General features: G+C 64.9%; 20 protein-coding genes. 17 read left to right on the top strand and 3 right to left on the bottom strand.

Annotated features, from left to right (window positions below):
• Positions 1-141: 141 nt before the first annotated feature.
• The 10 genes from GWK50_RS13075 (at position 142) to GWK50_RS13030 (ending at position 7757) form a co-directional block, all read left to right on the top strand.
• Positions 142-663 carry a hypothetical protein gene (locus GWK50_RS13075; protein WP_108500021.1) on the top strand — a complete coding sequence of 174 codons (522 nt, stop codon included), beginning with the start codon at positions 142-144 and terminating at the stop codon, positions 661-663.
• A 58-nt stretch (positions 664-721) separates the two neighbouring features.
• Complete coding sequence (locus GWK50_RS13070; RefSeq protein ID WP_108500039.1) at positions 722-2515, top strand: PRTRC system ParB family protein; 1794 nt, start codon at positions 722-724, stop codon at positions 2513-2515.
• Positions 2516-2613: 98 nt separating this feature from the next.
• Positions 2614-3105, top strand: coding sequence for a PRTRC system protein E (locus GWK50_RS13065; protein ID WP_108500022.1), 492 nt, complete (start codon positions 2614-2616; stop codon positions 3103-3105).
• A 96-nt stretch (positions 3106-3201) separates the two neighbouring features.
• Positions 3202-3660 (top strand): PRTRC system protein C, encoded by a 459-nt coding sequence (locus GWK50_RS13060; protein ID WP_108500023.1) that lies wholly within the window; start codon positions 3202-3204, stop codon positions 3658-3660.
• Positions 3657-4724, top strand: a complete 1068-nt coding sequence (locus GWK50_RS13055; RefSeq protein ID WP_233250755.1) for a PRTRC system protein F — start codon at positions 3657-3659, stop codon at positions 4722-4724. The genes GWK50_RS13060 and GWK50_RS13055 overlap by 4 nt, the downstream gene beginning before the upstream one ends.
• Positions 4725-4743: 19 nt before the next feature.
• Positions 4744-5484 carry a PRTRC system protein B gene (locus GWK50_RS13050; protein ID WP_108500024.1) on the top strand — a complete coding sequence of 247 codons (741 nt, stop codon included), beginning with the start codon at positions 4744-4746 and terminating at the stop codon, positions 5482-5484.
• Positions 5481-6191 (top strand): PRTRC system protein A, encoded by a 711-nt coding sequence (locus GWK50_RS13045; RefSeq protein WP_108500025.1) that lies wholly within the window; start codon positions 5481-5483, stop codon positions 6189-6191. Before GWK50_RS13050 ends, GWK50_RS13045 begins: the two co-directional genes overlap by 4 nt.
• 53 nt (positions 6192-6244) lie before the next feature.
• Positions 6245-7093 carry a PRTRC system ThiF family protein gene (locus GWK50_RS13040; protein WP_242455373.1) on the top strand — a complete coding sequence of 283 codons (849 nt, stop codon included), beginning with the start codon at positions 6245-6247 and terminating at the stop codon, positions 7091-7093.
• Entirely contained in the window at positions 7090-7299 is a 210-nt protein-coding gene (locus GWK50_RS13035; RefSeq protein ID WP_108500026.1) for a hypothetical protein, read from the top strand. Before GWK50_RS13040 ends, GWK50_RS13035 begins: the two co-directional genes overlap by 4 nt.
• 128 nt (positions 7300-7427) lie before the next feature.
• Positions 7428-7757 (top strand): H-NS histone family protein, encoded by a 330-nt coding sequence (locus tag GWK50_RS13030; RefSeq protein ID WP_108500027.1) that lies wholly within the window; start codon positions 7428-7430, stop codon positions 7755-7757.
• A gap of 10 nt (positions 7758-7767) precedes the next feature.
• Here the strand turns inward: GWK50_RS13030 and GWK50_RS13025 are convergent, their stop codons facing one another.
• Positions 7768-8907 (bottom strand): phage integrase N-terminal domain-containing protein, encoded by a 1140-nt coding sequence (locus tag GWK50_RS13025; protein WP_108500028.1) that lies wholly within the window; start codon positions 8905-8907, stop codon positions 7768-7770.
• Between the two features lie 1200 nt (positions 8908-10107).
• Here GWK50_RS13025 and GWK50_RS13020 point away from each other — a divergent pair.
• The 5 genes from GWK50_RS13020 to GWK50_RS13005 all read left to right on the top strand — a co-directional run bounded on the left by GWK50_RS13020 (position 10108) and on the right by GWK50_RS13005 (position 12964).
• Positions 10108-11139, top strand: a complete 1032-nt coding sequence (locus tag GWK50_RS13020) for a PRTRC system protein D (protein WP_108500030.1) — start codon at positions 10108-10110, stop codon at positions 11137-11139.
• Complete coding sequence (locus GWK50_RS13015; protein ID WP_108500031.1) at positions 11136-11411, top strand: hypothetical protein; 276 nt, start codon at positions 11136-11138, stop codon at positions 11409-11411. Before GWK50_RS13020 ends, GWK50_RS13015 begins: the two co-directional genes overlap by 4 nt.
• A gap of 7 nt (positions 11412-11418) precedes the next feature.
• Entirely contained in the window at positions 11419-11865 is a 447-nt protein-coding gene (locus GWK50_RS19910; RefSeq protein ID WP_108500032.1) for a CFI-box-CTERM domain-containing protein, read from the top strand.
• Entirely contained in the window at positions 11862-12410 is a 549-nt protein-coding gene (locus GWK50_RS13010; RefSeq protein WP_108500033.1) for a PD-(D/E)XK nuclease family protein, read from the top strand. Before GWK50_RS19910 ends, GWK50_RS13010 begins: the two co-directional genes overlap by 4 nt.
• A 113-nt stretch (positions 12411-12523) precedes the next feature.
• The gene (locus tag GWK50_RS13005; RefSeq protein WP_108500034.1) at positions 12524-12964 is read left to right on the top strand and encodes a hotdog domain-containing protein; all 441 of its coding nucleotides are present in this window, start codon (positions 12524-12526) and stop codon (positions 12962-12964) included.
• Between the two features lie 310 nt (positions 12965-13274).
• Here GWK50_RS13005 and GWK50_RS13000 read toward each other — a convergent pair whose 3' ends face one another.
• On the bottom strand, positions 13275-14624 hold the full coding sequence (locus GWK50_RS13000) for a site-specific integrase (RefSeq protein WP_108500035.1): 1350 nt from the start codon (positions 14622-14624) through the stop codon (positions 13275-13277).
• Between the two features lie 200 nt (positions 14625-14824).
• The gene (locus GWK50_RS12995; protein WP_162016905.1) at positions 14825-15745 is read right to left on the bottom strand and encodes a YicC/YloC family endoribonuclease; all 921 of its coding nucleotides are present in this window, start codon (positions 15743-15745) and stop codon (positions 14825-14827) included.
• Positions 15746-15820: 75 nt separating this feature from the next.
• On the opposite strand from GWK50_RS12995, the gene GWK50_RS12990 reads away from it, so the two are divergent.
• Together GWK50_RS12990 and GWK50_RS12985 are read left to right on the top strand one after the other, a co-directional pair.
• Positions 15821-16837, top strand: coding sequence for a serine/threonine-protein kinase (locus GWK50_RS12990; protein WP_162016904.1), 1017 nt, complete (start codon positions 15821-15823; stop codon positions 16835-16837).
• Positions 16834-17736, top strand: a complete 903-nt coding sequence (locus GWK50_RS12985; protein ID WP_162016903.1) for a PP2C family serine/threonine-protein phosphatase — start codon at positions 16834-16836, stop codon at positions 17734-17736. Before GWK50_RS12990 ends, GWK50_RS12985 begins: the two co-directional genes overlap by 4 nt.
• The last annotated feature ends 85 nt before the right edge of the window (positions 17737-17821 follow it).

Genomic DNA, 17821 nt, shown 5'->3' with positions numbered 1-17821 from the left:
CCGATCGCTTCGATGAATGCCGCAGGTTGATGGATGAATGGGCGCAGTGGTGCGCCGTTGCGCAGCCCGGCGCGTAGCCTCCTGACCTTGAAGTCGCCACACGGCCTGAAACGATGGCCGCTCCGTTTCAAGGAGAAGGAGATGACGACTTACCTCACCGCGATGGCCATTGCCGTGGCCGTGCGCGACCTTTGCATCCACTGCGCCAGCAAGGGACGCCCCATCGAGGGCCTGTACCTCGACTCGGTTGTCGCTCAGACGATGCGCGACACCGCCGCATTGCTGCCTTGCCCGGATGACGTGTTTCAAGGCATTGCAGGGGCCATCGTGGCACAGAACCATTGCACGGCAACCGAAGCCTTCGAGCAGGTGCTCCGCATGCTGGATACCTCGCGTTCGCCCGGCTATTCGCGCTGGCGGCACGGCGGTTGGTATGTCCATGGCGTGCGCTATCCGAGCGGGGCCTGCGGTTGCATCAGCAGCAACTACCCCGACAAGAAGTGGCGCATCGTCTGCGACAGACGCAGGCAGGACTTGAATGCGCCCGGCGACGTGACTTTCCGCTCGCGGGAGGAAGCGGCCCGCGCCGAACAGGTACTGGCGCTGCAAGCCTGGGTGGAGATGGTTCGCTCGCCCGCCGACGAGGGGCGCGAGCACCCTTGAAGGTGAGCCGGGCCGCGGGAGCATGGCTGCATCCCACCCGATGCAGACAGGAGGCACCGTGACCGATACCCCCCACCCGAGCCAGCCCACCTTGCCGATCCGCAGGATCGTCCAGGGCAGGAACCCGCGCACGTACTTCGATCCCGACAAGATGGCCGAACTGGAGGAGGGCATCCGCGCCGTCGGCGTGCTCGAACCCATTGTCGTGAGACCGATTCCGGGCACCGACCGCTACGAAATCATCGCGGGCGAACGCCGCTGGCGTGCCGCCAGGAACGTATTCGGAGACGGCTACGACATGCCCGTGGTCATCAAGGACGCCAGCGACGAGACCGCCGAGGCCATGTCGGTGATCGAGAACTACCACCGCGAGGACATGTCACCCGCCGAGGAAGCCCATGCGGCCCAGCGCCAGCTCCTGCGCCAGCGCGGCGACAAGGAGGAAACCGCCCGCCTCATGGGCTGGTCGCCCGAGGTGCTGGAGCGGCGGCTGGCGCTGCTGGCCTGTACGCCTGCCGTGCTGCAGGCGCTGACCAGCCGCACCATCCTGCTCGGCCACGCCGAACTGCTCTCGGGCATTCCCCCCGACAAGCAGGACACCGTGCTCGAGGGCATCCTGGCGCAGAAGGTGCCGGTGGCCGTGCTCAAGGCGCAGTTGGGCCGCTATGCGCGTCGGCTGGCCGATGCGATCTTCGACACGGCGCAGTGCGGCGGCTGCGCGCACAACTCGGCGCGGCAGGCGGGCCTGTTCGCAGAATCCCTGGGCGAGGGCTACTGCCAGCACCCGAGCCATTTCGAGGAACTGACCTTGCAGGCAGTCCAGGCCCGGGCCGACGCGCTGCGCGACGAGTTCCCGGTCATCCGCATCGTGAAGGCGTCCGATGGCTTCACGCCGCTGCCGCTGACCGCCGAGGGCGACCTGGGTGTTGGTGCCCCGCAGTACACCTCCTGCCAGGGGTGCCAGTCCTTCGGCTGTTCGGTGTCCGCGATGCCGGGCAGCTACGGCGAGGTCACGCGGTCGCTTTGTTTCGATGCTGCGTGCAACAGCCAGAAGGTCGCCCTGTGGCGCAAGGCGCAGCGCGATGCGCAGGCGGCAGTGGCCGAGGCAGCGGGCAAGGGGAGTGCGAAGGCTGGCAAAAGGAACAAGAGCGCTGCGAAACCCGCAGCCGTCGCACCAGCGAACCAGACCCCGCAGCGCGTGGTGGCGCACCGCCTGTCGGAGTGGCGCAAATGGCTGGCCAAGGCCCTGATGGCCCAACCGCAGCGCAGCCAGCGCGTGCTGATCGCCCTGGCGCTGGCCGGGCGCGGTGCCGATCTGCGCGAGGCGCAGTTCCGCAACGCCTTCGAGCGGATCGCGGGCCAGCCCGGACGCGCAGGTTTCGGTGTGCGAGGCGGGCTGCAACGCGCTGATGCCGCACCCGAGGCACAACTGGAGCGACTGCTGCAAGCCGCCACCGCGTCCTCTGCCTTCGGCGTCAGCACCAGTGACCTGGAACTTCTCCTGAACTACGCCGAGGTCGATGAAGGCCGGTACTTCCAGTGGGACAAGGCATTCCTCGACCTGTTCACGATGAGCGAACTGGAGAGTCTCGCGGCCGAGGTGGGGTTGAAGAAGGCGATGGGCTCAGGCTTCAAGGTGGCGCGCTCGGGCAAGAAGCAGGAGTTCATCGCGGCCTTGCTCAAGGTGCCGGGGTTCGCCTACCAAGGCACCGTGCCCGCCGTGATGTGCTATCCGCGCCAGCCGATCCTGGCCGATGAAGCGCAGGACGGAAGCGGCGAAGCGGATGAAGTGGAAGGCTCCGAGGCCACCGACACCGCAGCCGAACCGCAGCCAGAACCGGCCCTGGCCTGATGCCGGATTGGCCCCTGGACAGCGGGGGAGCCGGTTCTAGCATGGTCTGGACGGCCCCCCACGGGGCCATGTCCCCCCATTCCACCAAGGAGCATGACATGACGATGTTCGAGGAACTGTTCGCGCTGGCTTGCAGTGCCACGCTCACCATGACGGTGAGCGCCGACGAGAAATCCGGCCGCCTGACGGTCAACGTGATTCCCAAGCCCAGGCAGGACACGGGCGAGCCCGCGCTGGCCCAGCCCCTGAGCCTGACGGCGACCCCGCAGGAGTTCGACACAGGCTTCATTGAAGCGCTATGCGGCTACCGCGAAGTCCGGCGCAGCCTCGCGCAGCAGGCCGAGGCCACCAAGGAAGTGATCGAGGCGGCCAAGGCGGCATCGGTCAAGAAGGCCAGCGATGCGACGGCCAAAGCCGCAGCCCCCAAGCCGCCTGCTGCCAAGCCAGCCCCGGCATCCACGGCTGCGACCACGGCCAGCCCGGCGCTGCAAGACGATGACGATGGGGCGGATGGCGGGGAAGCCGCGCCGCAGGCCGCAACGGCTGGCGCGGCGGCGGGCAGTGGCGAGTCCTTCGACCTGTTCGGATGACCCGCCGCAGCACCCTTGCGCCGGAGGCGTCCGGCGAGAGACTGACCGCAAGGCCATCGCCATGGTGGCCGCATCCGAACCCAAGGAACCATCCCCATGTCGATCGAAATCACCCCCATCGTGCGTACCTTCACCTACAACGGCATCCTGCTGCCGGACGTGCCCGGCCTCGCGCCACGCGAAGTGCGCGACCTGTACAGCGCCCAGTTTCCCGAACTCGTAAGCGCCGAGGTCGAGGCGGGCGAGGTCGCCAACGGGCGGCAGGACTTTGTTTTTCGCAAGGCCGTGGGCACCAAGGGCGCGGGCACCCATGACGCCGTGCGGCCAGCACCATCCGGCCCACGCCTCGCGGCGCTGCTGGAGCGTGTGCAGGCCGTGGAGCGCGGTAACCTGGGTGCGACGGGCAAGCTGTCCCGCGCCTTGTCGCGTCGCAGCGTGCAGACCCGTTCGTCGGCCTGGAGCCAGTTCGCGCATCGGATGCTGGAGGAGCAGCACCACGCCGCCTCTGTCCACCGGGCCAGCGCCACCAGCGACATGCTGGTTCCATTGCCATGAAGGCGCTCACCGTCTTGCCCTGTTCGCCGTTCCTGGCGTTGCCGGGCCTGGGCGCAGGGGTGCCGCTGACCGTTGCATCGAATTCCCAGGCTCGGGCCAACGCGGCGCTGTGCCGCTTCCTGATCGAGGCGGGCGCGGTGCGTGAAGGGGACTTGCCGGAGAGCGAGTCCGACCCGCTCCAGGCGTGCGAGCGCGCCATCGACGCCTGGGTCAAGCGGCAGGTCGGGCCGCTACAGTGCCTGGAGCCGCGTTTCGCGGTCAGCGTACTGGATGAGCATGGCCACCGCCCGGCAATGCGCGGCGATCGGCAGACCGCCTACGCCCAACTCGACTTGTACTGGTGCGAATACCGCGAGGCCGAGTGGGCCGTGGGCGAGGGCCTGGAGGCGCTCAATGCCGCCATGCCGCACCTGGGGGCCACGGTTCTGCAAGTGCTGCGCGAACAGAGCCGCCATGTGTACCCGCTGTTCACCCCCGACATCGCCTGCGACGTGGCGTCCTACGTGTACTGGCAGGGCGAAATGGACGAGGAAGCCGCCCTGGACATGATGTGCGAGGACTGCGACGAGGCCGAACGCGACGCCATGCGCGAGGAAATGGTCACGCGCGGCAAGCTGGATGCTTCCTACCCCGAATGGGCGCGGAACTGGCTCTCACTGCCCCGCAAGGGCGAGCGGCGGTCCAAGGGCAAGAAGGCGTGGAAACCGTGCAACCTGCGGCATGCGGCCAAGACGCTCACCGACCCGCGGATGCGCCAGATCGCCGCCGATGCGCTGGCGCTGTCGCGCCTGACGATCACCGACGAGTTCCTGCCCGACATGGACGGCGAGTACATCGGCTTCGGCGCGGTGCTGTCCTGGGACGAGGGCGATGTGACCACGCGCATCTACGACGACCTGCTCCAGATGGCGCATCAGGCTGAGTTCTGCGACCGCATGGGCGAGGCGCAGATTCCGATGAGCGACCCCGGTGCGCTCGGGGCGTGGTTCCACCGCATGGGCCAGCGCTTCGAGGCGATCGGACTGATCGACCGCTTGATCCACGCGCTGTCCGCTGGACACTGACAGCAGGAGGTCATCGAAGATGAGCGAAGCGGAATTTTCCATCCACACACCCACGGACGACGTGCTGACGCTGGATCAGGCCGTGCTGCTGTACCACGGACGCTCGGGTGGCGCGCTTGCCACCGTGCATGAGGTTCTGACCGTGGACGGTGCGCCAGTCATCGGCGCGGGACGGGCCATGACCGCCCAGGCGGCGCGGGAACTGGCCTCGGCCTTGCTCCAGCGGGCCGCGCACGGCGGCTTTCTGCCTGAGACCGTGCTTTACGTGCATGGCGACGTGCTGGTGTGGTGGGCACCACCGGCGCGCAGGCACATCGCGTTCCGCGTGGGCGCCGACCATGCCGAATCCTTCGGCGGTGGCGAGCGCGGTGAGGCGGTGCCGCTGCCGGGGCTGGTTTTCGGGGCCTCCAGCCGAGCGTGGCGGGTGTGGGCGGTCAAGGGCAGCCGCCGCCCGACGCTGGGCACGCCGCTGTTCCAGGCCCCGTTCTTCAATGTCAATGCCCACGGCCACATCTGCCAGGGCAACGTGCCGGTGCCCGAGGGAACGACCGTGGAGAAGATCGGTGCCTGGAACGATGCGTTCTTCCACTCCTACTTCACGCACCCCAACGTGGCGGGCAAGCTGCTGAACTACCGGGGCGGTTCCTATGCATTCTGGCGCGACATGCTGAACCAGCGCTTCAAGCGCTTTCCCGAACGGGTGCTGGTCGATACCAAGACCACGCTGGGCCAACTGCTCGGCGAACCGGAGGCCCCATGACGTACACGATAGACCCCAGGGACCAGGCCCTGCTCGCCGCCTGCCCCGTTGTGGCCGCGCCGCGCTTCGGCGCGCTGCCGGACATGGCCAACGGCCAGCGCATTGTGGTCGCCCGCAACGGCTGGTTCGTGCAGACCCGGTTGGACTGGCTCGACAGCATCACCGCCTTGGGGCTGGAGCCCCCTGCGATGCGCCTGCCCTACGGGGAGGTGCAGGAGTCCCTGCGGTTCAGCTTCGGGCAACTGCCGATCAGGATGATCGAGGAATTCGTGGCCTATGGGCGGCAGCACCTGCCCGATGAGGCCGCCGGGGTGCTGATTTACTCGCGCAGCACCGGGCGGCTGCGCTTGGCGATCTGCGAGGCCGAACGTGCCTCGCCCGTGCGCATCGACTACCGCAGGCCGCCGATGGCCAGCGACGAGTCGGTAGCGGTGGACTTGCACACGCATGGCCGTGGCCCGGCCTTCTGGTCGGCCGACGATGACCGGGACGACCAGGGCATCAAGGTGGCCGGGGTGTTCGGGCTGCTGGACCAGCCCGCGCCGGTGGCGTGCTTCCGGCTGGTGATCAACGGGCTCTACAAATCGCTGCCGCACCATCCGTGGCAGGGGCCGCAGGCGTTGGCATCCATGCCGGATGTAGGGGAGCCCGGTGCAGGCCGCGATGGCTGGGTGCTGCGCTTGGTGCGACGCTGGCACCGCGCTTGAAAGCCATCCTCCCCGCGAGAGACTGACGGCAGGACATGGAATTGGAGGCGCTGGTGGAACACCTGATTCATCCGAAGTTGCTGGAACGCCGCGTTGCGGTGCATCTGGTCGGCGTGGGCGGCAACGGGGCGCAGATGGCGGCGTGCCTCGCGCGCCTGGACATTGCGATGCGCGCCCTGGGCCATCCCTGCGGCCTGCACGTCACCGCCTTCGACGCCGACCGTGTCAGCGAAGCGAATGTCGGTCGGCAGCTCTACAGCGCCGCCGACATCGGCAGGCACAAGGCGTTGGTCACCATCCACCGCCTGAACCAGTTCTACGGCCTGGACTGGGACGCCCACCCGATGCGCTATGAGGAGCATGTGAACGGCCAGCGCTACTGGGCGGGTACGGACTTGCTGATCAGTTGCGTGGACAGCCGCTCGGCGCGGGGTGCGCTGCACCGCATCGCTTGGCGGGACACCAGCCGCTACCGCTACTGGCTCGACCTGGGCAACACGGAAGCCATGGCGCAGGTGGTGCTCGGCCAGCCCGAAGGCGGGAGGGCATTGGACCCGCGGGCAACGGAGCCGCGGCTGCCGTGCGTGACCGAACTGTTTCCTGAACTGCTCGACGACACGGCTCCCGAGGACAACCAGCCGTCCTGCTCGGTTCGCATGTCGCTGGCATCCCAGGGGCTGTTCGTCAACGACGTGGCGGTGCGCTTCGCGGCGCAGCTGCTCTACGAACTGTTTTCCAGGGGGCGGCTCGCGCAGCATGGGGTGGTGGTCAATCTCGACTCCAAGCGCGCAGGCCCCATCGAAGTTGATCCTCGCACCTGGGCGCGCTTCGGGTTCTTCCATGCGGGCAGTGAATCTAACCAGTCCGAATCCAGGACTCTCACGGAGGCAGAAGCCGAATGAGCATGCAGCAATGGAATGTGCGCGTTGTGCGCGACGGAGAGGCCGTCCATATCGGAAAGGTGGGCGAGTCCACCGAAGCACTGGCGCGCTGCGCAGCGTTGTCGCGCTTCGGCCTGTCCGAGGACGAAGTGGAAGCGGATGGAATACGCCCGCGCGGCGCGGCGATCTATCCCGACGAGGACTTCGACGTATCGCCAGCGCTGTGATTGGCTGGCCGATTGGACTCCCAAACCGAGCCGGATGCGTACTGCTATAGACTTGTAGTGCGGTTGGGTCACCATGCCTTGCGCCGCATGACCGCGCAATTCCGCGCACTCAATATCCAGAGACTGCTATGGTTCGCAAACGGACGGCTCTAGAAATCGACGCAGAGATTGCCAAGCTGCAAAGGGAGCGGGAGGAAACCCGCGTTGCAGAGAAGGCAGGGGTGATTGCCCGCATGAAAGAGGCGATAGCCTACTACGGCATCACTGCCGCCGACCTGGGATTGGACGGCCTTTCGCGCAATGCATACGGTACTGCCAAAAGACTCAGGCCCGAAGTTGGTCGCGTCAAGTACAAGGACGATGCGGGCCACACTTGGTCAGGCTTCGGTCGCAAGCCCAAGTGGTTTGTCGAAGCGCTTGCCAACGGCAAAGCCGAGGCTGATTTGCGCGTTGCCTGACACGGGTTCTTCAAAGAGGGGAGATTGGGCCTCGGTTGCCGGTGGGTTGCTTGGGCAGTACCGCTCCTATATAGGCGCCGGAAGCCCTGGCCCTCGAATGGCCGGCCCGCTCGGACACGGCCAGTCGTGCCGCATGGTCCACATCGGCGGCTACGGTTCCGCCTCCACGCACGGGCGACGGCACGCCCGCAATGCTCTCGTACAGATCGTTCACATTGCCATGGCGCAGTCCATGCCCCGTGGTGCCCGCTAGGCGTTTCGTGATTCCGAACTTCTCCAGGGCGTAGTCGAGTCGGCGCAGATTGCGCTTCAGGTCGAGCGCTGGGTGGCCCAGGTGGGCGTCGCGGCTTGTGACCAGCGAGCGCGCCAGTGCCACCGAGGCCCGCTGTTGTTCCGTTTCCAGCGCGACCCAGCGCACGCGCCCACCCTTGCCCTTGATCCACACGTACTCATCCGCCTTGCGGCGCTCGGCAGGCAGGCCCGTGTCCTCGAAGGGCGCGACGTGTTCAAAAGGGCGGAACATCACCGATTCCTTGCGCCGCAGCGCCAGCGTGTGCATCAGCCGCATCGAGGCCGCGATCCGTGCGTCGTACTGCGTGACCTGGGCGAGGATGGCTTCCACATCGATGCCGTGCGCGCTCCAGCTTTTGTCGTGCTGGGCGTACTCATGGCGCTGGTATTCCTCCAGGCACAAGCCATAGCGCGCCGGAAGTAGCACGAGGCCGGGCTTGTTCATCCAGGATGCCAATCCGCGCAGAAAAGACAGGTAGGTCTGGATCGTCGCGGGTGCCAGATGCTCGCGCTGCCACACCTGCACCATTGCGTGCAGATGCTTCTGTCCCAGGTTGCGCGGATCTGGCACGGTGTGGAAGCCAGCTTTCAGCTTGAGGTCGAGGAAGAAACGCCGCAGGAAGCGGGCGCGCTCGGCGCGGGTCTTGTGCGAGACGGTTTTCTCGCGCGCCGTGTGCCGGGTGTTGAACAGCTCGATCAGTGTCTCCAGCACGCGCATGGGATCGGCATGGCCGGGCCGCAGCCGGGCAAGGATTTCCTGGGGTGTCTTGTCTGTCCAGGCTTGCCGCCGTGGCCGATCTGTGCCGGGTATGCGCCTCGCGCTGATGGGATTGGTTGACTGAGTGGAAGGGGTCGTCATGGTGTTCTCCAAATCAAAGGGGACAGCACGCCGCCCGAACGGCGCACTGGCAGGAATCCGGTAAGGCCAGCACCAGCGACGGATTCCGTCAGCCGCTGGTGCGGGAGGTCGATTCATCACGGCGGCGCACGCGACCACGACATGCGCCACCGACCCAGGGGTTGCGCCAGCCACATGCGCGTGCAGGGCCAGCTCGGTCGGTCTTAAAAATGAAAACGTGTGATCCGGCTCCGCATATGCATTTCTGCAACGGCGGAGGCTGGTGACGCACTGCTGCCTCGAGGGCAAACAGTCGCATCGGCGCCGAGATCAGGTCTCGCGCTATCTGGTGGATCAATCCTGGAATTCGCAGCGCCATTCGCGCGCATGGGTCCGCCCCTGACCGAAAGTCCAGGGCGGTGTCGAGCGTTTGAGCGGGGACAAGCGGGGAGCCCCTTCGGGGGCAAGCACAACCGCTTGCGGCGTGAAACACGCGTGCTCAGTAATGGCGGGATCGGGAGCCGGCATCGGGTGCCAGGTCGGGAGATCGATGGCCTTGACGCGCTTCTGGGAGCGCCCAGCCACAGGGCTGGCGAAGGTCATAGGCACATGCACTACGAAAGAGAACCTCGGGGCGGTCGCCTCGGGGGCGACGGCCACCCCGGTTCAGGACCGGGGCTTGAAGGGCAGGTAACGACTGCGACGCCTTTTGCTCCGCGATGGAGCGGGCCAAGGTTGGCCCTCGGGAACCTGTAGTGGATGACGAAAGTGGCTTGCAGGTCAATGCAGGCGTGGCAATGCGACGGCATGAAACCTGGGTTGCCGGTGGCGCTTGCGCCGACGCGACGGCCTGATAGGGGCCATTTAGTGTCCCGCAGGGCGGCAGAGCGAGGCTGCATGCGGGCTTGACAGGCGAACCGCCTGCCTCTGGTCCAACACGGGGCGCTCAAGGCGGGTGTGGGACAAGCACCGCTGAATGGAGCAGTGGCTTGCGTTCGGGGTTGACGAGTGCCAAAGCAGTGAGACCGTGGTGACACACGCGCAAGTCTCGAAGGAAGAGGCCAGCGACAGGTGTCAGTGCATCGTCGCTGTCGTTCCACCCGGATGACGGCAGAGAGAGCCTGATGCCGAAATGCGGGGCATTCCGGGCGGATTGCGCGTGGCGTGGAGGCATCGGCGTGCCGATGCTGATCGACATGGTTCTTTACTTGGAGCACTCACATGGAATTGATCGTCCGAGCGGTGGATGTCGGGTCCGGCAACACCAAATTCGTCACTGGCGTCGTGGGAAATGAAATCCGCTGCGCCAGCTTTCCGTCCGTCGCCTATCCGTCCAGCGGAGAGACGCCTCACTGGCCGGCCAGCGAACGGCGCAAAACCGTCTGCATCCCGGTCGGGCCGCTGTTCTACGAGGTCGGGCCCGACGTCGGCCTGGCGGCCGACACCTTCCGTGCCAAACAGCTGCACGACGAGTACACCGAGTCTCCGGAATACATGGCCCTGCTGCGCGGCGCGCTCAGCATGATGAAGGTGTCCCACATCGATCTGCTGATCGTCGGGTTGCCGGTGGCGCTCTTCTCGCTGAAGAAATCGGCCCTGGAAAAGACCATGGCAGGAGAACATCAGATAGGCGGCGGGAAGACCGTCACCGTCGCCAAAGCGATGGCCGTTGCCCAACCGCAGGGTGCCTTGGTCCACTACGCGGCCGAGCACAAGAAGATGGCAACCATCGGAACCGAGCAGAGCCTGGTGATCGACCCTGGTTCTCGCACCTTCGACTGGCTGGTCACGCGTGGCATGCGCCTGGTGCAGAAACAGTCGCATTCGATCAACCGTGGCATGTCGGACGTGCTGCGGCTGCTGGCAGCCGAGATCTCCAAGGATATCGGCTCGCCGTACCGCGACTACGACGCCATCGACCTGGCCTTGCGCTCCGGCAAGTCGCCTGTGATCTTCCAGAAACCCTACGACATGGGTCGGCACTTGCCCCTGGCCGAGAGCGTTGCGCAGCAGGCGGTGTCGACGATGCGCCAGTGGATCGAGACGCCGGAGAGCCTGCAGAACATCATTCTGGTGGGCGGTGGTGCCTTCTTGTTCAAGAAGGCCGTGAAGGCGGCGTTCCCGAAGCACCGGATCCACGAGGTCAAGGAGCCGATGTTCGCCAACGTCCGCGGATTCCAGCTCGCCGGGCAGAACTATGCCGCCAGCGCGATAGCCCCCGGCCGCGACCGCGGGGCAGGGGAGATCGCATGAACGGAAACACACAACAGGATTCCAAGCCGGTTCGGCTGGTGTTCGAGCTGGCGCGTGCGGACAACCCGCGGCTGTATGACGAGCTGGTGCGATTTCCGAAAGGTGGCAAGCGGGTCAACCGGCTGCGCGTGCTGGCCTACGACGGATTGCTGGTGCAGTACGGAATCTTTGCCGTCGACGGTCCTCGCCCTGTGCTGGCATCGGCGGGCCGCGAGGTGCTGGCTTCCGCGGGCGTGACCAACGATGTGTTCGGGCCGAGCCTGGCTGAGTGAGGTGCATATGCCAAGACAAGGAATGGGGCGTCAGGGCGAGGTGGCCGCGAAGGATTTGGCCGAGATGGGCTTCTGCGAGAAGCGAGTGCAGCTGGCCCATCTCCATGGGGAGCGGGCTACCCCGAAGCAGCGAAAGGCCATGGCCCGAGGGCAGGTGGCCCACCAGCGGTATTGGGAAGAGGGCGTGGCAGCGACGGCGGATCGCCGGTGCTTCGTGGCGACCTTCGTGTTTGGCCCGGATGCATCGGAGACGCAGGTACTTCGCGCGTACCGCGATGCGGTGCTCCTGCGCCAGTGCTGGGGAAGAGCCCTGGTTGCGACGTACTACCGGGTGGCACCAATGGGCTGCCGCATCATGGCGCGATCGCCTGGGATAGTGATCGGGGTGCGATGCGTACTGCGCATCGTGGTTGCCTGGTGTGCGAAGGCGATGAGCGACAGGGGGCTGCCATGACCTGGTCTGCCATGTATGTGCTCGCCGGTTTCGTTGCGCTTGTCCTGTGGCTGGCGCTGCTATGGATGGGCCGCCATCGGTCTGGCGAACGGGCCTCCCGACCGCGAGAGCTGGCCGGTGCCGAACTGGTCTATATGGAGAGGCTCTTTCGCATGCGGCATCCCTTGCGCCTCGTTGCCAGAGTCGATCGTGTGTACCGTCGTGCCAATGGCATGTTGGTACTGGTCGAACTCAAGACGCGTCTTGCAGCTCGTGTTCATGAAACTGACCGAATCCAACTGTCGGTGCAGAAATTGGTGATCGAGGCACAGACCGGGGAGGTCGTCGAGCCACAAGCCTTCGTGAGCTTCGCAAGCCCGACGGGCAGGCACACACGCAGTTCGCAAAGTGTGAAATTGCTGGGAGTCGAGGAAATCGTCGCCCTTGTGCGTCGCCGCGAAGCGATCCTGGAGGGGCGTATTGAGCCGACTTATGCGCGTTCGCCAAAGGCATGCAGTGGATGTGCCTTTCGGTTGGAGTGCGACCGGCTTTCTGTTCGCAGGTAAGGCCTGATCGCGAAATGCTCGAAATTCGGACAGGATTTCTCGTGGACTGGTGTGGGCATCGCCGGGGATATTGCTCTGGTCATCATCCACGTTGGCGCGAGCCGTCCCGATCCATGAACCATGAGAGCATCAGCCAGATCTCCTTCGACGAGGTCTATGTCGTTCCGTCTCATCAAACCGCCCGCTCGCTGTTCACGCAGTTGCCGCATGGGCGTGGTTACGCTGAGACGCTCATTGAGTGCATCGCTACGGGGTATCTCGTGGCCGTCGTCGAATCTATCTGCATCAAAGAAATGCAGCGGCACGTTGACCACGAACGAGAGGTTGTCGTGGGCCGCAGCATTCACTTGGAACACCGTGGACCTATACCTCCTGGCGCAGAGATTCGTCTTTCGGGTTGGGTTGAACGATTGGGACCCCGAAGCGTGACATTCAATGTGCGCGCCCATGATTCTCTTGAACTGGTCTGCGAGGGTCGTGTGACGTTTGTGGCTGCCGATCGCAGCGCACTCGAGTCGAAGATCGCGCACAAGGTAAACGTTGCCGCCCGGTAACCGGAGGTGAAATTCGCATCGTGCGCCTGAATGCCACCGAGATCTGCCGGCAGAAGCCTCGTTCCAATGCAGCGCCAATCCCGAGGCGCATACCATGTTTCCTCCGATCACCGGTGGCGTTGCGGTCGTTCTGCTGGATGCTCCAGCTAGGGCGCAAATCGACAGGCGGCGCTCGGCGGTTCTCAAAAGAAGTGAATCGCCAACCTATGCCCCATCACTGCAGGCCTGCCGCAACTGCGCACAGCGGTCGGAGTGCGATTGTTTCGCTCGGCAGGCCTGGACTGCACTGTGTGCCCGTTATCGGTGCCGTTCATTCATTGGCCGCCTGCCTGGCCACGATGGAGTGGGGGAGCTTGCCGGGCAGATGGGGGATGGCATTTTGTCCCGAGGTTCCCTGCCGCCGACTGGCGGTGAAGTCGACAGGATCGCCTCTACTGATGGCCCCCAGCATTTCCGCCCACTGATGCAAGGCCTGGCGGCGCTGCGGAAAGTAGTCGTGCCGGTCGTAGATGCCCTGGGTACCCCGCAGCTTGTGGTTCAGTGCGCGCTCGGCCACGAAGGGGTCCACGCCGAGTGCGCTCAGTTGTGTCCTGGCTGTCCGGCGCATGTCATGCACCGTGAAGTGCTCGACGTCCTTTCGTGGAAGGCGCTTCAGCGCCACGTTGAGCGTGTCGGGACTAATGTGCCCGAAGCGGTTTTGCCGAGGTTGGCCATTCTTCACGCGGATAAGGCGGCGCGCGGGGAACAGGTACGGGTTCCCGCAGGCGAATAGGATCACTTCTTCGAGCCAGACGATCACTTGGCGAGGAAGCGGGATCTCGATGTACGCGCTGGTCTTGGTCTGGCTGCGTTGCAGTTTCCAGACGCCGCTACGAAGATCGAAGTCCGTGCATTTGGCGGAGAGCAGTTCCATCTTGCGCACGCACAGCGCCAGCAGGAGCCAGACAGAGAGCTCGTTGATGCGTCCAAAGTTCGCCGTTTCGCGCATGTCTTGCGCCAGCGCCGTGAGTTCCTCGTAGCTGAGCCACCGTTCACGTGGCGTCTCCGTTCCGCCAGCATCCGAGATGTCGAATCCTGCAACCGGATTTGCTTCGGTCCACTTTCGTTTCGCAGCGAAGTGGAACATGCGGAACAGGTAGCGCATCGCGTCGTTGGCGACAGTGGGAGCGCCGGCTTCGACGATCTTGGTAAGCACTCCATCGATGTGGTGTGGCCGAACCTCGTTGATCGCGAGCTTGCCGATCACGGGATAGATGTGGCGCCGCAACACACGTTCCACGACCTGGGGATGCTTGACGTTCTTCAGGATGTACCGCTCATACCAAAGATGCCCCAGGCCCTGGACATCCTCCATCTCAAGTGCCTTGAGCTTCTCCAAGCGCTTTTGTGCGCCCACGTCGATGCCCTGCTGGATCTGCGATCGGTCGCGCCGGGCAAGCTCTCTGGCGTCTTTGAGGGAAACGTCTGGGTAGCGTCCCAGCACCTTCTCGCGTAGGCGTCCGCCAAAGCGGTAGCGCAGAATCCAGGAGGCTTGCCCCCGTTGGGCGGAGGATTCCTTGGCAAAGAAGATCAGTCCACCACCGATCATCCTGTCCACGGGCCCGGCATTCAGCCAAGCTCGCAGCGTTCTATCTGAAACATTTTGTGTAAACCCAGTCATGGCGCAGCCTCCAGCAGTGTTTGATGGGTTCCTGTTCCGGGGATCGCCCGGAACGGGTGGATTCGCCCTCGAACCCACCAATGAACCCATCGCAAAGCTTGAGCTAGCCTGGATTGCTGTGCTACGCCATGAAAGAAGTTTCCATTGAAAAATCAACAACTTAGAGGTCGTTTTGCGGTGGCATGAACCTCCTCGAAACCCTACTCTAAATTCTGAACCTGCTCGCGCATCTGCTCGATCAGCACTTTCATATCGACACTGATGCGGGTGAGTTCCAGCGCCGCCGATTTGGAGCCCAGGGTGTTGGCCTCGCGGTGCAACTCCTGTATGAGGAAATCCAGGCGTTTGCCGATGTCGCCGCCTTTTTTCAGCAGGCGCTCGATTTCGTCCAGGTGGGACTGCAGCCGGGTGACTTCCTCGGCCACGTCGATCCGGATGGCAAAGGCCGTGGCCTCGGACAGGGCGCGCTCCTGGGCCGCTTCGGGGGATGCACTGGAGCCTTCGGTCAGGCCCATGGCCTCTTTCCAGCGCTCTAGAAAGCGTTGGCGCTGTTGTTCCACGAGTCTGGGCACCAGCGGCACTGCCTGCTGGGCCAGGCTGCGCAGCTGTGCCAGGTGGCCTTGGAGCATGGTTGCCAGGCGTGCGCCTTCCTGGGCGCGGGCCTCCAGCAACGCCGCCAGGGCTTGCTCTGCCAGTTCCAGGGCCGTGGGGCTCCAGTCTTCTTCCGCAGGCCCCGAGTGCACTGACAGCCGCAGCACGTCGGCCACCGACAGGGGTGTGGCTTGGGGCAACCAGGAACGGATGGTGTCCTGCGCAGCGTTCAGGCGTTGCAACAGGCGTGGCGAAGGGTCGGGCACGCTGGTGGTGTCGGTGCTTTCCAGGGTGGCGCGCACTTCCACCTTGCCGCGCTTGATCTGGCTGGTCAGCAGGCTGCGCAGGGAAGGTTCGAGGGCGCGCAGCTCGTCGGGCAGGCGGAAAGCCAGGTCCAGAAATCGGCTGTTGACCGACCGGATCTCCAGTCCCAGACGGCGTGTGGACGCCGCGCGACCCTCGGTGGCAGGGGCTGTGGCGGCGCCAGCGGCCTGTGCGCTGGCGTATCCGGTCATGCTGTAAACTGGCATCGGACTTCTGATGGTGGCTTGCGATTCCCGTGATTATCCGGGTTCTGCCGGATGCCTGAATCTTCTTCGCAGAATATGTCAAAAATCAAACCGGCCCCGTTGCCGCCCGATACCGTCATTGGTGGGTACCGCGTGATTCGCCGGTTGTCTGCCGGTGGTTTCGGCGTGGTCTATCTGGCCGAAGACAGCGAAGGCCAGCAGGTGGCGATCAAGGAATACCTTCCATCCTCCCTGGCCACCCGTGCGCCGGGGGAGTTGCTGCCCAAGGTCCAACCCGAAAAGCTCTCGCTGTACCGCCTGGGGCTCAAGAGCTTCTTTGAAGAAGGCCGCGCGCTGGCGCAGATCTCGCACGCCTCGGTGGTGAGCGTGCTCAACTTCTTCCGCGAGAACGAAACCGTGTACATGGTGATGAACTACCTGGAGGGCGCCACCCTGCAGGACTACATCATCACGGCGCGCGACCTCAAGGGCCAGAAGGTCTTCCGTGAGTCCACCATCCGCTCCCTGTTCGACGAAGTGCTGCGCGGCATGCGCATCGTCCACCAGCACAAGATGCTGCACCTGGACATCAAGCCGGCCAATATCTTCATCACCGACGACAACAAGGCGGTGATGATCGACTTTGGCGCAGCGCGCGAGGTGTTGTCCAAAGAGGGCAACTTCATCCGCCCCATGTACACCCCCGGCTTTGCCGCGCCCGAGATGTACCGGCGCGACGCCTCCATGGGGCCCTGGACCGACATTTACGCCCTGGGCGCCTGTATTTATGCCTGCATGCAGGGCTACCCGCCCAACGAGGCGCCGCAGCGCCAGGAAAAGGACCGCCTGTCGCTGGCCCTTGCCAAGCTGCGCGGCGTGTATTCCGACAACCTGATCGAGGTGGTGGAGTGGTGCATGGCCCTCGATCCGCTCTCGCGTCCGCAGTCGGTGTTTGCCTTGCAGAAGGAGCTGGCCCGCGAGGGTGAGCGCCGCTACACCAAGCTCACGGTGGCCGAAAAAATGCGACTGCAGATTGACAACCTGGTCACCGACACCAAGAAAACCGTCCAGAAGGCAACCGCCCCCGCGGCCGTAGGGGCCAAGCCCAAATGAAATTCTCTGTATTCCAGATCAGCCGCCGCGGCGGCCGCGAGAAGAACGAAGACCGCATGGGCTACTGCTACACGCGTGAGTCCGGTCTGTTCGTTCTGGCCGACGGCATGGGGGGGCACCCCGAGGGCGAGGTCGCGGCGCAGATTGCGCTGCAGACCGTGGCCTCGATGTTCCAGCGCCAGGCGCGGCCGCAATTGCCCGACGTGCAGGAGTTTCTGTCGGCCTCGCTCCTGGCCGCGCACCACCAGATCCTGCGCTACGCCAGCGACAAGGGCATGATCGACTCGCCCCGCACCACACTGGTGGTGGCCGTGGTGCAGGCGGGCAATGCCCACTGGATTCACTGTGGCGACTCGCGCCTGTACATGGTGCGCTCGGGCCAGTTGCTCACGCGCACGCGCGACCACTCGTACATGGAACTGCGCAACGTGCCGGTGGCGCTGGAGCGCATCAACCGCAACGTGCTGTTCACCTGCCTGGGTTCACCCACCAAACCCATTTATGACATGACCGGCCCGGTGTTGCTGGAGCAGGGCGACCGCCTGCTGCTGTGCTCCGACGGCCTGTGGGGCACGCTCAGCGATGAGGACATCTCCCGCCAACTGGGCGCCGACTCGGTGTCCCAATCCGTGCCGGAACTGGTCGAGCAGGCCTTGCGCAAGGCCGGTGACAGCAGTGACAACGTGACCGTGGTGGCCATGGAGTGGGAGACGCCCGACGCGTTCGAGTCCACCCAGGGCGTGTCCACCGAGAGCATTGGCGACGACGTGTTCGCCTCCACCATCCAGGCCGGGCCGCTGGACGCGCTGGTCGATGACCTGGACGACGAAGCCATCGAGCGCTCCATCGCCGAGATCAACGAAGCCATCCGGCGCACGTCGGCCGCGAAGAAAGCGTGAACCTCCCCCTGTGTCGCTGCGCGCCTTCCCCGTCCTCTCGCAGCGCTGTGCGCTGCGGGGAGGGGAACACTGCCAGCGCCTGTAC

It is taken from the genome of Acidovorax sp. 210-6 (assembly GCF_010020825.1).
Lineage (GTDB): Bacteria > Pseudomonadota > Gammaproteobacteria > Burkholderiales > Burkholderiaceae_C > Simplicispira > Simplicispira sedimenti.
This window is presented reverse-complemented; position numbering and strand designations above follow the sequence as displayed.